Source organism: Kibdelosporangium banguiense, assembly GCF_017876405.1.
Taxonomy (GTDB): Bacteria; Actinomycetota; Actinomycetes; order Mycobacteriales; family Pseudonocardiaceae; genus Kibdelosporangium; species Kibdelosporangium banguiense.
On sequence record NZ_JAGINW010000001.1, the window covers coordinates 539107 to 556179 of the forward strand.

Annotated in this window: 21 protein-coding genes and 1 tRNA gene; 15 read left to right on the forward strand and 7 right to left on the reverse strand. The window is 66.3% G+C overall.

The features are described from left to right. The first annotated feature begins 53 nt into the window (after positions 1 to 53). The 3 genes from JOF56_RS02510 (at position 54) to JOF56_RS02520 (ending at position 4597) form a co-directional block, all read left to right on the forward strand. Complete coding sequence (locus JOF56_RS02510; protein WP_209633974.1) at positions 54 to 1985, forward strand: phospholipase A2; 1932 nt, start codon at positions 54 to 56, stop codon at positions 1983 to 1985. Positions 1986 to 2421: 436 nt separating this feature from the next. Then, positions 2422 to 3990, forward strand: coding sequence for an LCP family protein (locus tag JOF56_RS02515; RefSeq protein ID WP_209633976.1), 1569 nt, complete (start codon positions 2422 to 2424; stop codon positions 3988 to 3990). 82 nt (positions 3991 to 4072) lie between these two features. After that, entirely contained in the window at positions 4073 to 4597 is a 525-nt protein-coding gene (locus tag JOF56_RS02520) for a helix-turn-helix transcriptional regulator (RefSeq protein ID WP_209633978.1), read from the forward strand. Positions 4598 to 4754: 157 nt separating this feature from the next. Here JOF56_RS02520 and JOF56_RS02525 read toward each other — a convergent pair whose 3' ends face one another. Then, a complete protein-coding gene (locus JOF56_RS02525) occupies positions 4755 to 6221 on the reverse strand; it encodes a flavin-containing monooxygenase (RefSeq protein WP_209633980.1) in 1467 nt (488 codons plus the stop codon). Between the two features lie 124 nt (positions 6222 to 6345). Here JOF56_RS02525 and JOF56_RS02530 point away from each other — a divergent pair, with 124 nt between their 5' ends. Together JOF56_RS02530 and JOF56_RS02535 are read left to right on the forward strand one after the other, a co-directional pair. Continuing rightward, positions 6346 to 6945, forward strand: a complete 600-nt coding sequence (locus JOF56_RS02530; RefSeq protein ID WP_209647963.1) for a TetR/AcrR family transcriptional regulator — start codon at positions 6346 to 6348, stop codon at positions 6943 to 6945. 126 nt (positions 6946 to 7071) lie between these two features. Then, complete coding sequence (locus JOF56_RS02535) at positions 7072 to 7440, forward strand: hypothetical protein (RefSeq protein WP_209633982.1); 369 nt, start codon at positions 7072 to 7074, stop codon at positions 7438 to 7440. Between the two features lie 19 nt (positions 7441 to 7459). Here the strand turns inward: JOF56_RS02535 and JOF56_RS02540 are convergent, their stop codons facing one another. Beyond that, entirely contained in the window at positions 7460 to 7681 is a 222-nt protein-coding gene (locus tag JOF56_RS02540; protein WP_209633984.1) for a DUF3618 domain-containing protein, read from the reverse strand. A gap of 102 nt (positions 7682 to 7783) precedes the next feature. Between JOF56_RS02540 and JOF56_RS02545 the strand changes: the two genes are divergently transcribed. Then, positions 7784 to 7857, forward strand: a tRNA-Leu gene (locus JOF56_RS02545). A gap of 26 nt (positions 7858 to 7883) precedes the next feature. Here the strand turns inward: JOF56_RS02545 and JOF56_RS02550 are convergent. Then, a complete protein-coding gene (locus tag JOF56_RS02550) occupies positions 7884 to 8543 on the reverse strand; it encodes a hypothetical protein (protein WP_209633986.1) in 660 nt (219 codons plus the stop codon). A 253-nt stretch (positions 8544 to 8796) separates the two neighbouring features. On the opposite strand from JOF56_RS02550, the gene JOF56_RS02555 reads away from it, so the two are divergent. After that, positions 8797 to 8994, forward strand: coding sequence for a hypothetical protein (locus JOF56_RS02555; protein ID WP_209633988.1), 198 nt, complete (start codon positions 8797 to 8799; stop codon positions 8992 to 8994). Between the two features lie 135 nt (positions 8995 to 9129). On the opposite strand, the gene JOF56_RS02560 is transcribed toward JOF56_RS02555, so the two are convergent. Next, on the reverse strand, positions 9130 to 9576 hold the full coding sequence (locus JOF56_RS02560; protein ID WP_209633990.1) for a nuclear transport factor 2 family protein: 447 nt from the start codon (positions 9574 to 9576) through the stop codon (positions 9130 to 9132). A 242-nt stretch (positions 9577 to 9818) separates the two neighbouring features. On the opposite strand from JOF56_RS02560, the gene JOF56_RS02565 reads away from it, so the two are divergent. From JOF56_RS02565 to JOF56_RS02585, 5 genes are all read left to right on the forward strand, one after another. Continuing rightward, the gene (locus JOF56_RS02565; protein ID WP_209633993.1) at positions 9819 to 10052 is read left to right on the forward strand and encodes a hypothetical protein; all 234 of its coding nucleotides are present in this window, start codon (positions 9819 to 9821) and stop codon (positions 10050 to 10052) included. A gap of 108 nt (positions 10053 to 10160) precedes the next feature. Next, positions 10161 to 10343, forward strand: a complete 183-nt coding sequence (locus tag JOF56_RS02570) for a hypothetical protein (RefSeq protein ID WP_209633995.1) — start codon at positions 10161 to 10163, stop codon at positions 10341 to 10343. Positions 10344 to 10503: 160 nt separating this feature from the next. Then, positions 10504 to 11055, forward strand: coding sequence for a hypothetical protein (locus tag JOF56_RS02575; protein ID WP_209633997.1), 552 nt, complete (start codon positions 10504 to 10506; stop codon positions 11053 to 11055). A gap of 20 nt (positions 11056 to 11075) precedes the next feature. Next, the gene (gene bcp / locus JOF56_RS02580; protein ID WP_209633999.1) at positions 11076 to 11549 is read left to right on the forward strand and encodes a thioredoxin-dependent thiol peroxidase; all 474 of its coding nucleotides are present in this window, start codon (positions 11076 to 11078) and stop codon (positions 11547 to 11549) included. Between the two features lie 418 nt (positions 11550 to 11967). Next, positions 11968 to 12636 carry a hypothetical protein gene (locus tag JOF56_RS02585; protein ID WP_209634001.1) on the forward strand — a complete coding sequence of 223 codons (669 nt, stop codon included), beginning with the start codon at positions 11968 to 11970 and terminating at the stop codon, positions 12634 to 12636. Between the two features lies 1 nt (position 12637). Here JOF56_RS02585 and JOF56_RS02590 read toward each other — a convergent pair whose 3' ends face one another. Further along, positions 12638 to 13771, reverse strand: coding sequence for an FAD-dependent monooxygenase (locus JOF56_RS02590; protein WP_209634003.1), 1134 nt, complete (start codon positions 13769 to 13771; stop codon positions 12638 to 12640). 42 nt (positions 13772 to 13813) lie between these two features. On the opposite strand from JOF56_RS02590, the gene JOF56_RS02595 reads away from it, so the two are divergent. Further along, complete coding sequence (locus JOF56_RS02595; RefSeq protein WP_209634006.1) at positions 13814 to 14374, forward strand: TetR/AcrR family transcriptional regulator; 561 nt, start codon at positions 13814 to 13816, stop codon at positions 14372 to 14374. 87 nt (positions 14375 to 14461) lie between these two features. Here JOF56_RS02595 and rdgB read toward each other — a convergent pair whose 3' ends face one another. Then, positions 14462 to 15076, reverse strand: coding sequence for an RdgB/HAM1 family non-canonical purine NTP pyrophosphatase (gene rdgB / locus JOF56_RS02600; RefSeq protein ID WP_209634008.1), 615 nt, complete (start codon positions 15074 to 15076; stop codon positions 14462 to 14464). After that, complete coding sequence (gene rph, locus JOF56_RS02605; RefSeq protein WP_209634010.1) at positions 15073 to 15852, reverse strand: ribonuclease PH; 780 nt, start codon at positions 15850 to 15852, stop codon at positions 15073 to 15075. Before rph ends, rdgB begins: the two co-directional genes overlap by 4 nt. Before the next feature lie 125 nt (positions 15853 to 15977). Here rph and JOF56_RS02610 point away from each other — a divergent pair, with 125 nt between their 5' ends. Together JOF56_RS02610 and JOF56_RS02615 are read left to right on the forward strand one after the other, a co-directional pair. Next, complete coding sequence (locus tag JOF56_RS02610; protein ID WP_209634012.1) at positions 15978 to 16643, forward strand: Crp/Fnr family transcriptional regulator; 666 nt, start codon at positions 15978 to 15980, stop codon at positions 16641 to 16643. Positions 16644 to 16715: 72 nt separating this feature from the next. Then, positions 16716 to 17060 carry a hypothetical protein gene (locus tag JOF56_RS02615; protein ID WP_209634014.1) on the forward strand — a complete coding sequence of 115 codons (345 nt, stop codon included), beginning with the start codon at positions 16716 to 16718 and terminating at the stop codon, positions 17058 to 17060. The last annotated feature ends 13 nt before the right edge of the window (positions 17061 to 17073 follow it).

Here is a 17073-nt window from a genome sequence, read left to right on the forward strand (position 1 = left end):
AGGGCCGGGCCTTCCTTACTGCTCCAGCGGCCCGCGGCCGGTAGTTTCGGCGTGTGCGCAGGTTACTGGGGGTGTTCGCGATAACGGTCGCGGCGCTGACTTTCGGAATCGTCGCGTCTCGGCCGGCCCCGCCACCGCCGGACGTCCCACCAGGTGGCGACCTCGCCGCGGCTGCCCGGGCGGTCGAGGCGCTGCTGCACCCCGGGTCCAGCGCCGATCCCATCGCCGAGCTCCCGGCCGATTTCTCGGCCGTGGAGAAGGTGATCCCCGGCCGGATGCGGGCGCCGGACGGGACAATGCGCGCTGTTCACGTGGACGGCGGATGCTCTACACCTTGGGGTGACGAGAACACCCGCTGGGATTACAGCGTCGGCTGCAAAGCCCACGATCTGGGTTACGACCTGCTGCGGTATGCCGAGAAAAAGGGCCACCCGCTGCCCGCGGACCTGCGTCGCCGCTTGGACGACCAACTGTCCCGGGACATGCACAAACAGTGCGAACTCAACCCGCAAGGCTCCGCCGGGACGTGCCAGGTGGTCGCCTCGGTCTACACCGCCGGTCTGGTGGTCAATTCCTGGCACCAGCGCTGGGGGCCGCCACGGGCCGAGCCGATCTCGTCCTGGGCGGTCGGCCTGGTCGTCGTGATTTTCCTGCTGGCCAGCCGTCCACCATGGGCTCGCCAGCGGAGCCAGTCGCCGGAGCCGTCCACCGGCTCGGCGGCGTACATGTCCATGCTCCGAGTGCTGAGCGTGGCCGGGATCGTCGTCGGTGAGACGGTGCTGGCCTTCACCCACGCCAGCGGATTCTGGCTGCTGCAACTCGCGCCGCTGCTGTTCTTCGCGGGTGGGCACGCGAACGTGATCGCATGGCGCTCCTCGGGAGCCAGCTACGGCATGTACCTGGCCAACCGGATCCACGCGCTGCTCAAACCGGTGTTCGCGTTCGTGCTCGCCTGGGCGCTCGTGCCGTTGACGCTCGAGTTGCTTGACGCACCCGAAGGCACGATCACGTCGGTGGGCCAATTGGTCCTGGAACCGCTCTGGGTGCTTGGCCTCTTCTTGGTCACCGTCGCCGCGTGCCCACTGATGCAGTGGCTCTATGAACGGTGCGGTGTGGTCGTCCCCGTGCTCCTCCTCGCGGCCTCCACAGCCGTGGACGTCGCCGGGTCAACGGATGCGTACCTGTTGGTCAGCGGCCTTCTGCTGGCTCTCGGATTCAGCCAGCTGGCGTTTCACTGGGAGGACGGCCCGCTGCGCGGCGTACCGCGCCCGGCATTGTTCGGCGCCGCTGCCGCTGCTCTGGTCGCTTTCGTGCTCCTGGGGTATCTGCCGCTGCTCGGCATTGCCCAGGTGAGCCTGGCGTGCGCGGTGCGGTCGTTCGGGTGGCTCCCGTCGCGAGCCGCCGGCTTCCTGCTGTCGAGACCGATGACTGTGTACTTGGTGTACGTCGGTTTGGTGCTGTTGTTCGTGGGGTTGACCAGCGAGCCGGGCCTTGACTGGTTCGCCCGGCCTCGGACATGGCTCGCGGTCTCGATGCTCGGTGCCTCGATCCTCGTCGCGTTCCTATGGTTCGAACGACGGCCGCGGCCGGTGCTCACGCTGTCCGGCCCTGTCGCGGGCACGCAGGCGCTCGCGTGCGCGCTCGGCGTCGGCTACGCGACGCTCGGCGTACTCGGGTTCGCGGTGACGGGAGTGACGTGGCACATCGGCGCGCCCGCTGTGTTCGGTATGGCGCTGGATCCGCTGGCGAACCTGATCCACTTGATGCTCGGCGGATATCTGTTGCACACAGTCCACGCAGGTCAAAGCGATCGCACGTGGCCATGGCTGCTTACCGGAGCCGCCTGTGTGCCGCCGATCTTCACCACCTGGAGTCCGTTCGGCTTCGCGGTACACAGCGTCACTATCGTGGTGGCCATCACAGTGGCTGTGCGCGTGACCACAACGAGGCTCCGCTCACGAGCCACCATCGCCGCAACCGGCTGACGGCCCGCCACTTATGGATGGCGTGCACGCAGCACCACGGCCAGATCGCGGGCCACTCAGCCGCGGCTCAAGCGCAGATCAGGCACACTGGAACAACCAGACAACCAGGCACTGATCTCCGGCCAGGCGCGCCGGATCATGATGTGGTCGTCACCCCGAACGCGACGGTATGTCACGCTACCCCGCAACCGGATGGCCCACATGCGCGTCCGAACAGATGTTGGGCCACAGTTGGGGTAAGCACGAAAACAGCCGTGAGGAGAGGTAGTTGGAGTACGGGCCGCCGAGGTCAGGCGGCCGCGCGGGCAATCAGGGCCGAGGAGGACGCCCGGTGCCGCCGCGTGGCCAGGACGGGGCACCTCCACGCCGTCGGGTGCCATCGCCGCCCCCTGGCCGCAGCCAGCTCCCTCCGCCGTACAAGCCTGGCCGTGCCCCGATGCGGGACGAGCCGGCAGCCGAGCCACCACGCTCACGTCCTGCTCCCCCTCGTGAACGGCCCTCGGAGCGAGCCACATCGCGTCCGGCTCCTGAGCCGAGCCGTCCCCGCTGGATCGGCGGCAAGGTCATCATCGCCGTGGTGTCGCTGGTGGTGCTCGGCGCGACCGGCTTCGGCTGGGGCAAGTACAACGAGATCGTCGGCGGGTACACCACCGCGAACGTGATCGACGAAGGCGCGGGCGGCCCGAAACCGGCCGACGGCGCGACCGACGTCCTGCTGGTCGGCCTGGACAGCCGGGTCGACGCCCAGGGCAAGCCGCTGTCGAAGGAACTGCTGGCCAAGTACAACGCCGGCAAGGCCGACGGCGAGCTGAACACCGACACGCTGATCCTGATGCGGATCCCGAACGACGGCAGCAAGGCGATCGGCGTCTCGATCCCCCGCGACTCGTACGTGGACATCCCCGGCTACGGCAAACACAAGATCAACTCGGCGTACGCGCGCGCCAAGGCCTCGTCGATGAAGAAGCTGAAGGGCCAGGGCATCAGCGACCAGGCCGAGCTCGAGGTCAAATCCAGCCAGGACGGCGCGGCGAACCTGATCAAGACCATCCAAGGGCTCACCGGCGCGACCATCGACCACTATGCCGAGGTCAACCTGCTCGGGTTCGCCGACATCACCGAAGCGATCGGCGGCGTGGACGTCTGCCTGCTCAAGGCCACCAGCGACTCCTTCTCCGGTGCCCGGTTCCCTGCCGGGGAGCAGCAGGTGACGGGCGCCGCAGCACTGTCGTTCGTGCGCCAGCGGCACGGGCTGCCCAACGGTGACCTGGACCGGATTGTGCGCCAGCAGGTCTTCATGAAGGGCATGGCGACCAAGGTGCTCAGCGCAGGCACCCTGACCGACCAGAGCAAACTGGACAAACTGCTGGCCGCGATCAAGAAGTCGATCGTGCTGGACCAGAAATGGAACATCGTCGACTTCGCCCGCCAGATGCAAGGCATGACCGGCGGCTCTCTGGACTTCAAGACGATCCCGACCGGACGGCCCGACCTCAAGACTCCCGAGGACGGCGACGCGATCGAGATCAAGCCGGCCGAGGTGAAGACGTTCGTGCAGGGCCTGCTCGGCACGGACGCGCCGCCGTCGTCGTCCTCGTCCTCCAGCAGCTCCCCCACCGCCGGTGGCGACTCGGAGAACAAAGCGATCACGGTCGACGTGCGCAACGGCAACGGCAAGTCCGGCCTGGCCAGCCAAGTGTCCAAGGCACTGTCCGACCAGGGCTTCAAGACCGGGGACACCAACAATGTGGCCGCCCGGACGAAGTCGGTCATCCGGTACCCGAAGGGCGAGAAGGCCAACGCCGACAAAGTCGCCGACGCGCTCGGCGGGAGCGTGACCGTCGAGCAGGACGCCAACGTGTCCAAGGGGCACGTGGTGATCTTCCTCGGCAAGGACTACAAGGCGGTCGACGGCCTCGCGGCGCAGCCACTGCTGCAGCTGGATCCCGCCCGGACCCAGGCCCAGCCGCAGATCGGCGCCAACGGCGCACCATGCGTGAACTAGCTCCGGCTCACCCGTTCGGAGCAACACCGGAAGAAAATGCTACTTCCGCGTAAGAGTGGGCCTACTCGCCAGTTTCATCTGTGTGTTGTTCGACGTGGGTGTCTACCAACGGGTGCTCGGCGACGAGATCCGCCGGCTGCGAAAGAAGCGTGGCCTGACTCGCAAGCAGCTCAACCGCCGCTTGCAGAGTGAGATCTCGCTGCAGACGTTGGCTACCTATGAGCTGGGCACAAGACAGTGCTCGATGGTGCGCTTCGTGGAGATCTGCCTCGCGCTCGAGGAACTCCCGCACGAGCTGATCGCGCGCGTGCACGAGCGGGTGTTCACCGACTCGCCTCGCGGCCGGGTCCGGATCGATCTGCGCCAGGTGGTCTACGACGACCACGAGGAGCTGCTGCCATTGCGCCGTTGGGCCAGAGGCCGGCTCGACCAGCACCCCGGCCCCAGCGCCGCCGAGGTCCACCTGGACTTCGCCGCGCTGGAACGGATGGCCGAGTTGTGCGGAATGGACACCGTCGACCTGATCACGCTGCTGCGCCGGATCGGTGGCGCGGCTGCGGAGCCGGCGGTCTACCACCCCGACATCGGCCACGGCGAAGACGACTGACGGGGTGGCCCGATTACGGCACCACCCCGTCTCACCTGCGGCCAACCGGGGGTGGCTATCCCTCCGAGCCACCCCCGGGCCGGCGCACAGACCATGCGGCTCACCAATCGAGCCATGCCCGTGGCCCCCGCTGCGGACCTGTTCCCGGCCGGTCCTGTCAGGTGAGCTCGAAATCGGCTGGGTCGACCTTGCGGGTGTCCAGCCAGTACCGCCAGGTGTAGCCGGGCCAGACGGTCCGGTTGACGCCCATGGCGTCCAGGTACCAGCTGTCGCAGCCGCCCTGGGTCCAGACGCCCTTCACGAGTTTGCGCTGCACCTGCTCGTTGAAGTTGTCCTGGACCTCGGGGCGCACGTTCAGGGCCTGCGCCCGGGCGCGTTCGACCATCGAGATGGCGTCGGCGACGTACCGGATCTGGGACTCGATCATGAACACGACCGAGTTGTGCCCCAGGCCGGTGTTGGGGCCGAGCAGGAAGAACAGGTTCGGGAAGCCCGAGACGGTGATCCCCTTGTGGGTCTGCATGCCGTGCTTCTGCCATTGCTTGGCCAGGTTCTTGTCCTCCAGCCCGATCACGTCCAGCGAGTCGAACGCGTCAGTGACGTGGAAACCCGTGCCGAAGATGATCGCGTCGACCTCGTGCTCGGTGCCGTCCGCCGCGATGACGCTGTGCTCGCGTACGTGCGTCACGCCCTCGGTGACGACGTGGACGTTGTCACGGGTGAGAGCCGGGTAGTAGTCGTTGGACACGAGCACACGCTTACACCCCATCGTGTATTCCGGGGTCAGTTTGCGGCGCAGGTCCGGATCCTCGACCTGCCTGGCCAAATGCCTGCGGGCGATCCATTCACCGGCCTTCATCAGGCCCGGCCTGCCGTTGAACCCGATCGCCCGGGCCTCCAGCATCCAGTAGATCGCGTTGCGGTACGCCCGTTGCGACGCCGGCACCGCCCGGAACAGCCGCCGTGTCCACTCCGGCATCGCGTGGTCGGGCTTGGGCATGATCCACGGCGGGGTGCGCTGGAACAGCGTCAGTTCCGCGACGTCCTTGGCGATCTGCGGCACGAACTGGACGGAGCTGGCGCCCGTGCCGACCACCGCGACCTTCTTGCCGCGCAGGTCGTACGAGTGGTCCCAGTCGGCCGAGTGGAAGGTCCGGCCCTTGAAGTCGGGCAGGCCGGGCAGCTCCGGGATCCGCGGGATATGCAGCGCGCCAATACCCGATACCACGAATTTCGCGACGTACTCGTCTCCGTTGCGCGCCAGCAGATGCCAGCGGCTTTCCTCGGCGTCCCAGTGGGCGCCGACCATCTCGGTGCCGAACCGGATGTGCTTTCTCAGGCCGTAGTTTGCGGTAACACGACGCAGGTAGTCCCAGATTTCCTGCTGCGGCGAGAACGAGCGGGTCCACTCGGGGTTCTGCTCGAAGGAGAAGGAGTACATGTGCGACTGGATGTCGCAGGCACAGCCGGGATAGGTGTTGTCCCGCCAGGTGCCGCCCACGTCGGCGGCCTTCTCCAACACCACGAAGTCGGTGCGGCCGGCCTTCCTGAGCTGGATGGCCATACCCAGTCCGGAGAAGCCTGTACCGACGATCACGACGCCGGTCTCGTAGCGCTCGCCCATCAGTGCACGCCTCCATACCGCCGGTACGTCCGTTGACGTTACCGATAGTAGGTTACTTCGAGTAGGAAACGGTAGAGTGAATGTCGTGACGAGTGCGGAGACCGGGACCGAACGACGACGACGCATGCCGCGGGCAGAGCGTGAGCGGCAGATGATGACGATCGCCGAAGCGGTCTTCTCCGAGCGTGGCTACGCCGCGACATCGATGGACGAGATCGCCGAACGGGTCGGCGTGTCCAAGCCGATGATCTACGAGTACTTCGGCTCCAAAGAGGGCCTGCTGGTGGCCTGCATCCGGCAGGTGCGGTCCGAGCTGCAGGAACTGACCGCGCAGGCCGTGATCGGCGCCCAGTCGCCGGAGGAGGCTCTCCGCAGGGGCCTGGTGACGTTCTTCCAGTTCACCGACGAGCACCGCCGCTCATGGGAGCTGCTGCTGCGCACGGAGACAGCCGTGGTCGGCCCGGCCGCGGTGGCCGAGATCGAGGCAGCCCGCCAGGAGCAGATCAAGCTGCATATCGCGCTGTTCTCGGCGTACATGCCTGGTGCGGACCAGCTGGTTCTGGAGGCCACCGCGGAGATCCTCGTCGGCGCCTGCGAGCGGTTGTCGGTCTGGTACGTACGGCATGACGATGTGACACCCGAGGAAGCCGCTGAGCACATCATGCGGATGACATGGTTCGGCCTTCGAGGCGAAGTTCAGCGGCACGAAGGACACAGTGAGTAGCAGAACAGGGTGTGAAGTAACACTCTGGATCGATCACCGGCTGCTGAAGTGTCGGGATAGGCTCGCAAGACGTCTAATGGTGACGAGCAAGCTCGACGTTCGGAGCCTCGGGAGAGGGGCCAGCCCATGATGGAACCGATCGAAGCGAACTACGTACCGGACGGGGACGACTGGACCATCACGATCGTCGGGAGAGGCAAGACCCTCACCGCGACGGCACCCGGCCTCATCGCCGCGCGGGACCGGGCGGACCAACTGGTCGACGAGCTGGCGGGCGACGAGAAGAAGCGGACCGTGGTGCACCGGCTGGACGGTGACGCCCTGGAGTTCACCACGGCCTACCTCAACGCACGCCTGGCCAAGCCCACAGTGGACGCCGTCTCCGAGGCAACGGACAAACCGGCGGACGACAAGCCGAGCGGGCAGCAAGCGCAGGGCAAGCCTGCCGCCGGCAAACCGGCGGACAAGCCGACCGAGGCCGCGAAGACCTCGTAACGCCCCGGCCAGGGGTGGCTCAGCGGAAGAGCCGCTGCACGACCAGCACCGCGACCAGCACACCGGCTCCGATCAGCGCGGCCTTGACCTTCGGGTCGTCGAACTTCGACTTCACTCGCGTCGTCGCGTCGTCGACGAGCTTCTTCGGGTTCGCCTTCGTGCCGAGCTGGTCCAGCGTGGACGCCAGGGCCTCACGGGTCTGCTCGATGTCACGCTGGATGGTTTCTGGGTCGCGGGCCACGTGTTCCTCCCAAGAATCCGGGCTCTCGGCGCACCACGGTAGATCACCCGTAGTGCCACCGCCGCTCCGGGATATCGCTAGGCTATGCCCGTCAGCCGACAGGGGGCGGTAGCCCAATTGGCAGAGGCACACGGTTTAGGTCCGTGCCAGTAGGGGTTCAAGTCCCCTCCGCCCTACTCGGTCTGCCTGGCGCAGCAAGGGATCAGGTGGTCTTCACGAAGGGCTGAATGAAGGCCACCACCTGCTCGTCGACCTCTTCGTACTCGTCGGTCTGGTCGCTCAGCGCGACACTCGGGCAATCCTTGCCGGGCGCGTCGATGTTCTTGGTGGCGATCACGTCGCCGGTGCTGGCGGTGTACAGCTTCACCTCGTAGGTGGTGCTGTGCAGGTTCAGCACCTGCCCGGTCGGCTTGCCGTCCTTCTTGTAGCCGTCACACTTCTTGACCACGGTGTCCGTGGTCCGTTTCGCGCACACCACCAGCTGGATCTCGGTGTAGACGTTCTTGTCCTTGTCCCACTTGACGGTGAATCCCTCGGGGATGTCGAGCGGCGAGAGCTTCTCGGCGTCCGAGTCGTACGGCTTCGAGCCGAAGCCGAGCACGGGGTGGATTCCGGCCTTGGTCTTGTCGTAGGCCGTCGCGGCCGCCTGTGGGGCGCCGGCGCACAGTCCCTGGAAGTCGGTCTCGGTGAGCGTCTTCTTGATCGGCGCCTTGGTCTCCTTTGCCGTGCCGCCCGCCCCGGACCCGGACGACGGCGCGCCCGACGAGGGCGAACCGCAGGCGGCGAGAACTGCGATCGCTGCGGCGAACAACGGCGCCATCAGGCGGACGCGAGACAGGGCAGGGCGGGACGTGACAAGCATCGGGTACTACTCCTCGGGAATGTTCTACGAACAGCGGCTACCGCCGCGAGCAGCCCACAGTCTGCTCATCGTCTTTGCAGTTCCGTTGCACTCGCGTTCGCATTCCGGCATAGCGGATCGCGAATACGTGACCACACGGTCGATATTTCAGACCACGCTGCCCGAAAAGGCAGAATATGACGCTTGCCAGGTGGCAACTGTGGTATCTATTGAGCGACTTGTGTCATGGGTTCTCGCGCGCCATCGTCGTGGCATGACCTACCGCGATCTGACGATCCGAGTGCTGGGCGATTTCACCAACCAGCAGTACGCGACCCTGGCCTACGAGGTGGGCCTCCGCCTGGAGGCCGCCGGCCTGGGCAAACGCGCGATCCTGGTGACCGACGGCAAGATCAGCGGCACCGAGATGGATGTGGCGTACACCGTCCGGGAGCCCAAGACCCGCCGGTGAGAACGCGTTCGATCTTCACCTGCGACAACCCCCGTCCCCATTCATCGGACGATCGGGAGAATAAATTCTCCGACGGTTCCGCGGCGGTTGCCATCCCGCCGCGGAATCGCAATTCCTGCTTTTGAAACCCGCTTGTCAGCCGGTCAGCTGATCCCCCCAACCGCCTTGCACCATGGTTTGGAACAACCACCGGCCATCCTTCTTGACCAGCAGATCCGCATACCGCACCGCCTCGGTCTTGTCACCGGTCGTGAATGTCGCATTGGTGACCACCAGAACCAGCTGCCCGGTGAGAAAGACCGGGGTCCGGTCGGACTCCATCCGCATATCCTCCGCGCCGGCCACGACGTGCGACATCGCGCCGATGAACTGTTCGCGAGTCCATTGAGCAGCCGAGCCGTTGCCCGACAAGTCGTCGCTGACGACGTTGAGCGGGAACAGAGCCATGTCCGCCATGCGCGCCAAGTCCGCGTTGGCGGCGTGGCCGTCGTACTCGACAAACCACGCCTTGACGCTCTGAATGTCCTCGGCCGACGGCTGGAAGCCGCTGCTTGCCGTCACCGATGCTGGAAGGTCAGCCATACCCGCTCCCCTGATTTCCGTACGCTGTACCGCGCTCCGTACACTGTACGTCAAAGCTCCCCGGTACCATCGGCGCCGATGACCGGCCGACATGATCGACTATCCCGCCGCCGGGATCCGCGCGTGCTTGTGACAGGAGCCGTTCGGCCTGCAGGGCTGGCAAGAGGCTCCCGAAACGCGCCAGTCGCAGGGGACATGAGTTCACTCGAACGGGTAGGTCGCCGGGACGTTAACGTGGACGCATGTCCACGCCCGGGTCGCTGCCGCAGCGCACGGTTTGCCATGGCTGCCGCCAAGTCACCCACATCCGCCTGGAGGACGAGGACGACATGGCGGTGCTGCGCCCGATGACCGTGCCCGGCCAGGGCTCGATCTACCATGAGATCGCGCCCGGCGTGATGGTCGAACGGCCGTGCCCGATCTGCGGCGAGTCGGAGGATCCCGGCTGGGTCACCGGATTCACGCCACCCGCCTAGGTTCGCTCGATCGTGGGGCCTCGGTATGCGCTACGCCACCTAGTGGCTTGACCAATCCCGCCCGGGTGTCACCATGTCGGAGGGATCGGCGCACAGGAGGTCTGGACCATGCGAGCACTTGAACCGCTACGGCGGGCGCTGCGTGTGGTCGACTGGTTCGAGGCGCGTGGCGTGTACGTGCCTGGCGAGGACAGCCATCCGGTCTCCCCGTGGCGCGATTTCGGTTGGCTGATCGCGACCTGGCTGGTCACCGTTGGACTGTTCGTCGTATTCTTCGCAATGGCGGCCTAAGGGTGTTTTCGGTCACTCCAGGTGCGCCTTCGGTTACGGCTTGGCCACATCACGACACCAGCTCCGACTCGACCAGGGCAACTGTTTAGGTTCCTGGGCCGATTGCCTCCACTCTGTGGGAGTCACACCTCTCGTCCCCACAGGCTGGAAAGTAGGAACCGTGAAAACCGTCGGACTGGCGGTCGCCGCGTGCGCGCTCGTCGCGCTGGCGACTGGGTGTGGCGCAGGTGTGATGAGCAGCGCGAGCGCGACCGGCGTGTCGCCGGTGGCCGCGCCGACACGCAACGGCGAGGTGCCCGTCGCGATCGCCGACCGGCCCGCCAAGTTCGGTGAACGCCGCGCTGCCGGAGATTCACTGCTGGTCACGCTCCCGGCGCCGAAATCGTTCGTGCCAGGCGAAAACGCGTACCCACGGGCACGCCGCGCCGTCGCGTTCGAGATCGCGATCGAGAACCAGGGCAGTCGCATCTACCGGCCGACGCAACTGCGGGTCACAGTGGTCACGCCAGATGGCCACACGGCGGATCCTGTGGTCGACAAGGCGCAGGGTTACTCGGGTGGCGTCAGCGCCGACATCGAGGTGCCGTCCGGGAAGAGCACCAAACTGACGCTCGCGTTCGCGATGCCTCAGGACCCGGTGGACGTGCGGGTGCTCATCCAGCCGGACGTGGCCGCGGCCGGTGCTCGCGCCGAGTTCGAGGGCAGTGCCTGAGCCGGGTAACTTGTCCCGACATGAGTGAGCAGAGCAGGCTGGCCGCCGGCGATCCGGCACCCGGGTTCACCCTCCCGGACAGCACCGGCAAGCAGGTGTCGCTGTCGGACTACCGCGGCCGTTCGGTTGTCGTCTACTTCTACCCCGCGGCCGGTACACCGGGGTGCACCAAGCAGGCGTGCGACTTCCGGGACAACCTTGCCGAGCTCAACGACGCCGGTTTCGACGTGCTCGGCATCTCCCCGGACAGCCCGGCCAAGCTGGCGAAGTTCGTCGAGGCCGAGGGACTGACGTTCCCGCTGCTGTCCGACGCCGACCGCGCGGTGATGACCGAGTGGGGCGCGTTCGGTGAGAAGCAGAACTACGGGCGGACCGTGATGGGTGTGATCCGGTCCACTTTCATCGTCGACGGCGACGGCAAGATCGCCAAGGCCTCGTACAACGTCCGCGCCACCGGGCACGTCGCCAAACTACGCAAGGACCTGGGCGTCTGAAGCCGGCCGGGGTGGCCCGAATCGCGCGCCACCCCGCTGCCGAGTGCTGGGGAGAAGAAAACCCGGCGCCGGCTCAACCATCGGGCCAGGTTCGGCGTTAACCCCCTGATCTGCGCAAAGGTTGAGTGTCAGCGCCGTCAACCTGCGGTTGTACCTCGGGCGTTTCCGGGGCATGAGGCGCACACAATGGGCACTAGTCATGGCCATCGTGCTGGGGGTCGCCGGCTGCTCGACACACGCTGCGCAGGGTCCCACACAGGAACTGCCGTTGCTCACGGCCACCGTCGAAGCATCGCAGCCGTCGTCTGAATTGCCGACGCCAGTAGCTGAACCACCAGGGCACAATTCGAACCAAGGCCCCGGATCACCGCAAACACGGCCGCGTATCGACGTTGCTGTGCAGCCGTCGGTGCGACTGGTGTCCAGGTCGGCGGTGGCGTCGGCTGTAGTCGTCGACCGGGAGACCGGCGACACGATCCTCGCCGAGAACGCCGACCGGCCGTTCGCCGCCGGGTCCCTGGTCAAACTTCTGATCGGGTGGGACGCGCTGCATCGCCACCGCGGCGACAAAATGGTGCGGGACCGGGTCTTCAAGATGATCCAGGCCAGCGACGACCCGACTGCCAGCAGTTTCTGGGTCTCCGAGGGCGGGACCTCGATCATCACCCGGACGCGCACGGTGATGGGCCTGAGGTCGACTGAGCCACCTGTGCCCAGCACCCGATGGGGCAACACCACGGTCACTGCGAACGACATGGCCCGGATCTACGACTACATCATGACCCAGGCCGAAGAGTTCGAGCGGGACACGATCCTCGATGCGATGAAGACCGCGTCGAAGGCCGGAGCGGACGGTTTCAAACAGCATTTCGGGATTCCGTCGGCGACCAAGCCGCCCTGGGCGGTCAAACAGGCCTGGGCAACCGACTCGGAGGACCACAGACTGACCCACAGCACCGGGTTCGTCGGCGAGAACCTGCGGTATGTGGTCATCGTGCTCACCGAGCACCCTCCTGGGCAAAGCTGGGACGTGGCAACCAGGTCGGTGACCGCCGGCGCGGCGGCCATCATGTCGAAACTGGAATGAACTAGCTGGGCGGCGCCCAGTTGTAGATGGTCGTGAACGAACGCAACATGGCCGACGTGGGTACCAGGCTGAGCAGTTTGTCCCGGGCTGCGGCCGCCACCGCGGACTTCACCAGCCCGGTTCGGCCAGCCATCCTGGACATCCGCGAGATCGCCTGAGTCCGCGGCCGGCGCAGGCTGTCGTAACGAGCCAGTACCGCCGGAATGTCGTTGTTCTTGGCAAGCGCGCCGAGCGTCACGGCGTCCTCAAGCGCCTGGCACGCTCCTTGGCCCATGTTCGGGGTCATCGCGTGCGCGGCGTCGCCGACGAGCACGACCGGACCGTGCACATAGGATCGGAGGTTGGGCATGTAGTAAAGGTCGTGCCGGAGGATATTGTCCGGCGACACTTCGCTCAGTAGCCGTGGGATCGGGTCGGCCCAATGACCGAACCGCCTACACAGCTCCGCGAGTTCACCATCAGGGCTCGTCACTCCTGGCTCCGCCAGTGCGCCGGCAAAGAAATACACCTGGTCCTTGGGCAGCTGCACCACGCCGACCTCCTCGCCACGGCCCCAGAATTCGCCCATCAGATCGAGTTGCCTGCCGGGACGGTCCAGGACTGTGCGCCACGCGGTGGCTCCAAAAGAGACCGGTTCACTGTCCGGCCAGAACTGTCCACGTACGACACTGCGCAGGCCGTCCGCGCCGACCAGCAGGTCGGCTTTGGACTCCCCGCCGGAGTGCGTGACGACAACTCCGTCGCCGTCCGGCCCCGCGCCAGTGATCTTGGTGCCGGTACGCAGGACGCCGTCCGGGAGGCTCTCCACGAGAGCCGTATGGAGTTCCGCCCGGTGCAGGGCCACCGCAGAGCCGAAGCGCCGCTCGAGTTCGGTGGTATCCGCGCGGATCAACCAGCGGCCGCGCCGATCTCGGATACCGCCGGTAGCTTCGATCAGCCCGACCGACCGGATCCGATCCCCCAGCCCGATGTGGTCGAGTGCACGCAACGCGTTGGGCCAAATCGTGATTCCGGCGCCGACTTCGCCGAGTTCGGGTGCCTGTTCGAACACTTCGACCTGCCAGCCGGCCCGGGACAGGGCAATCGCTGTGGCCAGCCCGCCGATTCCACCGCCCACGATCGCCGCGGTTCGCATGGCTACCTCCTCTACATCTGTAGAGGACTCTACACTTGTAGAGTGTCGGATCGACGGGCGGAACTGGCAGACGCGGCGATAGTCACACTCGCGCGTGAAGGCATGCGGGGGTTGACGCACCGCGCGGTGGACCGCGCGGCTCAGGTCGCAGAGGGGTCGACGTCGTACTACTTCCGGACCCGGGAGGCGCTCCTGGTGGGCACCCTCGACCGGCTCGCCGAACTGACCAACGCCGAAATCACGGCTACGAGCGCGACCGACCTCGACTCGGTCGCCGCTCTGATCGAGCACTGGCTGACCGCGGGACGCGATCGCATGCTGGCCCGTTTCGAGCTGACCCTGGAATCCACCAGGCGGCCCACTTTGCGAGCCGCCATGCACCGCCTCGGCGGAGAGTTCCGCGCCAAGGCAGAGACCGTGCTGACCGACGCAGGCGTCCCGGACGCGAAACGGCGCGCGGCGAACCTGGTGGCCCATATCGACGGCCTAGTCTTCGACCAGCTCGCCGAGGTCGGCCCGGTCCGGTCGCGCGCCGACCTGTTCGACGCGATCACCCCGCTATTCGCCGCGGCCTTCCGCGGCGACACGCAACTGTCGATCTAGGCCATTTCACGCGGCCCGGCCCTGGCACCATCAGCGAGCCGCTCAAATACCGTCGGTATTCGTGGCGCCCGGCTTCGATGCCCGGCCCTAAACCTGGTCGGCGAACGCCCGCAGGTGCGGGAGCAGCAGTTTGAGGGCGCGGCCGCGGTGCGAAATCCGGTCCTTCTCGGCCGACTCGAGTTCAGCCGACGTCCGGGTGTCGCCTTCCGGCACAAAGATCGGGTCGTATCCGAAGCCGTTCGTGCCGAGCGGCTTGCGCACGATCCGGCCCGGCCACACGCCGCGGACCACGACGTCCGGCTGCTCGGGCACGACGAAGGCGACGGCGCACACGAAGGCCCCTCCTCTTCGCTCGTCCGGGACGTCCCCCAACTGGCTCAGCACGAGCTCCAGGTTGGCTGTGTCGTCGCCGTGCCCACCGGCCCACCGTGCCGAGAGCACGCCGGGCATTCCGTTGAGCGCGTCGACCTCGAGGCCGGAGTCGTCAGCGATCGCGGGCAGGCCCGTCGCCTGGACCGCGTCGCGCGCCTTGGCGTGCGCGTTCTCCTCGAACGTCGCACCCGTCTCGGGAGCCTCGGGATACTCCGGGACCTCGTTCAGGCCGACGATCTCGATACCCGAAATACCGGCGGTATCCAGAATCCGGCGGAGTTCGACAAGCTTCTTGGCGTTGCGAGTCGCCAGCAGTACCCGCCGGGTCACGACTTGGCCTTGGACTTCTTGCGCGGCATCGGCTCGGGCAGTTCGCCCGGGTACGGCTCGGCGAGCGCCTCGGCCTGCAGCCGGCAGAGCTTCTCGGTGCCCTGCAGCGCCAGGTCCAGCATCTGGTCCAGGGTCGAACGGGCGAAGGTGGCTCCCTCACCGGTCCCCTGCACCTCGACCAGGGTGCCCACATCGGTGGCCACCACGTTCATGTCGACCTCGGCGATGGAGTCCTCTTCGTAGGGCAGGTCCAGCCGGACCCGTCCGTTGACCACCCCCACGCTGACCGCGGCGATCGCGCACGACAGCGGCTTCGGATCAGCGAGCCGGTCCGCCGCGGCGAGCCACGTGATGGCGTCGGCCAACGCGACGTACGCACCGGTGATCGCGGCGGTCCTCGTACCACCGTCTGCCTGGATCACGTCACAGTCGATCATGATCGTGTTCTCGCCGAGCGCCGACAGGTCGATGCAGGCCCGCAACGAGCGGCCGATCAGCCGGCTGATCTCGTGCGTACGGCCGCCGACGCGTCCCTTGACCGACTCCCGGTCGCCTCGGGTGTTGGTCGCCGAGGGCAGCATCGCGTACTCGGCGGTCACCCAGCCGAGCCCGGATCCGATCCGCCACCGCGGCACGCCCTCGCTGACACTCGCCGCGCAAAGCACCTTGGTGTTGCCGAACTCCACCAGCACCGATCCGGCTGGCCACTTCTGAAAGCCCCTGGTGATGCGGACTTCCCTGAGTTCGTCGTCGTTCCTGCCGTCAGTTCGCGCCACATGGCCACCCTACGACCCAGGCGGCCGAAGCCCGGCGCTGGCTCTTGTGTTGCGCCTGTCTGCTCTCATACGTGGAGATCATGCCGATACACCACGTTGAACTGTAGGGATCTACACTGTTGAAGATGCAGGACGACATCCCGGCCGCGAAGGACTTCCTGACTCAGGCGCAGCGCCGCGCCCTGGAGGCCCTCGGCACTGAGGTGTCGTTCCCACCTGGGGACACGGTGTTCCGCGAAGGCCAGCCCTCACGGTCGGTCGTGATGGTCAAAGAGGGCAACGTCCGGATCCTCAAGCACGCCCCCGACGGCACGGAGATCCCGCTCGCGACACGAGGGGTCGGCGAGATCCTTGGTGACGAGGGCGTACTGGCAGACGTGGTCCGCTACGCCACCATCACCACCATCACCGAGGTCATAGGGGTCGACATCGGCGCACGGGCACTGCTGGACTTCGTCGACGAGGAGAGGCTGTGGCAAGCCTTCTACCGGCAGGCCATAGACCGGCGCTACGAGTCGGACGACAAGCGGATCCTGGTCGCTCAGTATGACGTACGGGAGCGGTTGGCAGACCATCTGCTGGATCAGGTCCAGCGGCTGGGTACCCCGGAAGGGGACGACTGGGTCGTTGAGGGAGCCTCGCAGGAGGAGCTCGCCAAGGCGATCACGGCGTCCCGTGAAGCAGTGGCCGTCGAGCTGCGGAAGTTCAGGCGTGAAGGCCTTCTAACCACAGCTCGACGCAAAGTTGTGTTACACGATCTCAGAGCTTTGAAGAGTATCTTGCCCAGCTAGATATAGACATCCATCTTCAACTGTGCAGTAATACACAGAGAAGGATGGAGTGATGCGATTATGGTGATGACAATGTCAGACGAGGACGCCACTCCAGCACATTTCGACGACGCCGACCTCGGTGGTCCGCTCCAGGTCCTGTGGCAGGTCTGGAACCCGGAGCACGAGGTGATGCGTCAGAAGGAACTGGACCATTTCGCACATGCCTACGAGCGCCAGATCAAGGAGCTGAGCAACCACCACCTGGCCGGTGAATACGACCGGGCCGCCAACGAAGCAGTCGACATGATGAGCATCTCGCTGAACTACATGCGGATGCTCGGCTACTCGCCCTCCAAGATCGCGCAGACGATAACCGATCGCGCGAAGCTTCGGATGGAGGGCCAGACAAAGGAGATCCTCCGGAACTATCCGTGATCGCACCCGTGTG